Origin of the sequence: Cupriavidus sp. Met-2, from assembly GCF_049843575.1 — a bacterium.
Lineage (GTDB): Bacteria > Pseudomonadota > Gammaproteobacteria > Burkholderiales > Burkholderiaceae > Cupriavidus > Cupriavidus metallidurans.
The window spans coordinates 1-3491 of sequence record NZ_JBBHZL010000041.1 but is presented as its reverse complement, the minus strand read 5'-3'; the positions used below and the strand labels follow the sequence as shown (position 1 = coordinate 3491).

The window sequence follows — 3491 nt, the reverse complement described above, 5'->3', positions numbered from 1 at the left end:
AGCGCATCGGTTACGTCCGCGTCAGCAGCTTCGACCAGAACCCAGAACGGCAGCTCGAACAGATCCAGGTGGATAAAGTGTTCACCGACAAGGCGTCGGGCAAGGACACACGGCGGCCCGAACTGGAACGGCTGCTCGCCTTCGTGCGCGAAGGCGACACGGTCGTGGTGCACAGCATGGATCGTCTGGCGCGCAACCTCGACGACCTGCGCCGCCTGGTGCAGGGCCTCACCCAGCGCGGCGTACGCATCGAGTTCCTTAAGGAGCATTTGACCTTCACCGGCGAGGACTCGCCGATGGCGAACCTGATGCTGTCGGTAATGGGCGCGTTCGCCGAGTTCGAACGCGCCTTGATCCGCGAGCGGCAGCGCGAGGGCATCGCGCTCGCCAAGCAGCGCGGGGCCTACCGTGGCAGGAAGAAATCCCTGTCGTCTGAGCGTATTGCCGAACTGCGCCAACGTGTCGAGGCTGGCGAGCAAAAGACCAAGCTGGCTCGTGAATTCGGAATCAGTCGCGAAACCCTGTATCAATACTTGAGAACGGATCAGTAAATATGCCACGTCGTTCAATCCTGTCCGCCGCCGAGCGCGAAAGCCTGCTGGCGTTGCCGGACACCAAGGATGAGTTGATCCGTCACTACACGTTCAGCGAAACCGACCTCTCCATCATCCGGCAGCGGCGCGGCCCGGCCAACCGGCTGGGCTTCGCCGTGCAGCTCTGTTACCTGCGCTTTCCTGGTGTCATCCTGGGCGTCGATGAGCCGCCGTTTCCGCCCTTGTTGAAACTGGTCGCCGACCAGCTCAAGGTCAGCGTCGAAAGCTGGGACGAATACGGGCAGCGGGAGCAGACCCGGCGCGAGCACCTGGTCGAACTGCAAACGGTGTTCGGCTTCCAGCCCTTTACCATGGGCCACTACCGGCAGGCCGTCCAGTTGCTGACCGAGATGGCCTTGCAGACCGACAAGGGCATCGTGCTGGCCAGCACCTTGATCGAGCACCTGCGGCAGCAGTCGGTCATTCTGCCTGCCCTCAACGCCGTCGAGCGGGCGAGCGCCGAAGCAATCACCCGCGCCAACCGGCGCATCTACGATGCCTTGGCCGAACCGCTGTCGGACGCGCATCGCCGCCGCCTCGACGATCTGCTCAAGCGTCGGGACAACGGCAAAACGACCTGGCTGGCCTGGCTGCGCCAATCGCCCGTCAAACCGAATTCGCGGCACATGCTGGAACACATCGAACGCCTCAAAGCGTGGCAGGCGCTCGACCTGCCTTCTGGCATCGAGCGGTCGGTGCACCAGAACCGCCTGCTCAAGATCGCCCGTGAGGGTGGCCAGATGACGCCCGCCGACCTGGCCAAGTTCGAGGCGCAGCGACGCTATGCCACCCTGGTGGCGCTTGCCATCGAGGGCATGGCCACCGTCACCGACGAAATCATCGACCTGCACGACCGCATCCTGGGCAAGCTGTTCAACGCCGCCAAGAACAAGCATCAGCAGCAATTCCAGGCGTCCGGCAAGGCGATCAACGCCAAGGTGCGGCTGTTCGGCCGCATCGGCCAGGCGCTGATCGAGGCCAAGCAGGCGGGCCGCGATCCGTTCGCCGCCATCGAGGCCGTCATGTCCTGGGATGCCTTCGCCGAGAGCGTCACCGAAGCGCAGAAGCTTGCGCAGCCCGAGGACTTCGATTTCCTGCACCGCATCGGCGAAAGCTACGCCACGCTGCGCCGCTACGCGCCGGAATTCCTTGCCGTGCTCAAGCTGCGGGCCGCTCCCGCCGCGAAGGACGTGCTCGACGCCATCGAGGTGCTGCGCGGCATGAACAGCGACAACGCCCGCAAGGTGCCCGCCGACGCGCCGACCGAGTTCATCAAGCCGCGCTGGCAGAAGCTGGTCATGACCGACACCGGCATCGACCGGCGCTACTACGAACTGTGCGCGCTGTCGGAGATGAAGAACGCGTTGCGTTCCGGCGACATCTGGGTGCAGGGGTCGCGCCAGTTCAAGGACTTCGAGGACTACCTGGTGCCGCCCGCGAAATTCGCCAGCCTCAAGCAGGCCAGCGAATTGCCGCTGGCCGTGGCCACCGACTGCAACCGGTACCTGAACGACCGGCTGACGCTGCTGGAAACACAGCTTGCCACCGTCAACCGTATGGCGACGGCCAACGAGCTGCCGGACGCCATCATCACCGAGTCAGGCTTGAAGATCACGCCGCTCGACGCGGCGGTACCCGACACCGCCCAAGCGCTGATCGACCAGACGGCAATGATCCTGCCGCACGTCAAGATCACCGAACTGCTGCTGGAGGTGGACGAATGGACGGGCTTCACTCGGCATTTCGCGCATCTGAAATCGGGCGACCCGGCCAAAGACAAGAACCTGTTGCTGACCACGATCCTCGCCGACGCGATCAACCTGGGCCTGACCAAGATGGCGGAGTCTTGCCCCGGCACGACCTACGCCAAGCTGGCTTGGCTGCAAGCCTGGCACATCCGCGACGAAACCTACGGGGCGGCGCTGGCCGATCTGGTCAACGCACAGTTCCGCCATCCCTTCGCCGAGCACTGGGGCGACGGCACCACCTCATCGTCGGACGGCCAGAACTTCCGCACCGGCAGCAAGGCCGAGAGCACCGGCCACATCAACCCGAAATACGGGAGCAGCCCAGGGCGGACGTTCTACACCCACATTTCTGACCAGTACGCGCCATTTCACACCAAGGTCGTGAACGTCGGCGTGCGCGATTCGACCTACGTGCTCGACGGCCTGCTGTACCACGAGTCCGACTTGCGGATCGAGGAGCATTACACCGACACGGCGGGCTTCACCGATCACGTCTTCGCCCTGATGCACCTCCTGGGCTTCCGCTTCGCGCCGCGCATCCGCGACCTGGGCGACACCAAGCTCTACATCCCGAAGGGCGACGCCGCCTATGACGCGCTGAAACCCATGATCGGCGGCACGCTCAACATCAAGCACGTCCGCGCCCATTGGGACGAAATCCTGCGGCTGGCCACCTCGATCAAGCAGGGCACGGTGACGGCCTCCCTGATGCTCCGAAAGCTCGGCAGCTACCCACGCCAGAACGGCCTGGCCGTGGCGCTCCGCGAGCTGGGCCGCATCGAGCGCACGCTGTTCATCCTGGACTGGCTGCAAAGCGTGGAACTGCGCCGCCGCGTGCATGCCGGCCTGAACAAGGGCGAGGCGCGCAATGCGCTGGCCAGGGCAGTGTTTTTCAACCGCCTGGGTGAAATCCGCGACCGCAGTTTCGAGCAGCAGCGCTACCGGGCTAGCGGCCTCAATCTGGTAACGGCTGCCGTCGTGTTGTGGAACACGGTCTATCTGGAACGGGCTGCGCACGCGCTGCGTGGCAACGGCCATGCCGTTGATGACGCGCTGTTGCAGTACCTGTCGCCGCTCGGTTGGGAGCACATCAACCTCACCGGCGATTACCTCTGGCGCAGCAGCGCCAAGATCGGCGCGGGCAAGTTCA

At 64.5% G+C, this 3491-nt stretch carries 2 protein-coding genes; both read left to right on the top strand.

Going from position 1 to position 3491, the window contains the following annotated elements; genetic code table 11:
* Positions 1–551, top strand: a 551-nt coding sequence (locus tag WD006_RS29220) for a recombinase family protein (protein ID WP_425648365.1), incomplete at its 5' end; no start/stop codon positions are given.
* A 2-nt stretch (positions 552–553) separates the two neighbouring features.
* A partial coding sequence (locus tag WD006_RS29215; RefSeq protein WP_425648364.1) for a Tn3 family transposase occupies positions 554–3491 on the top strand: 2938 nt, incomplete at its 3' end.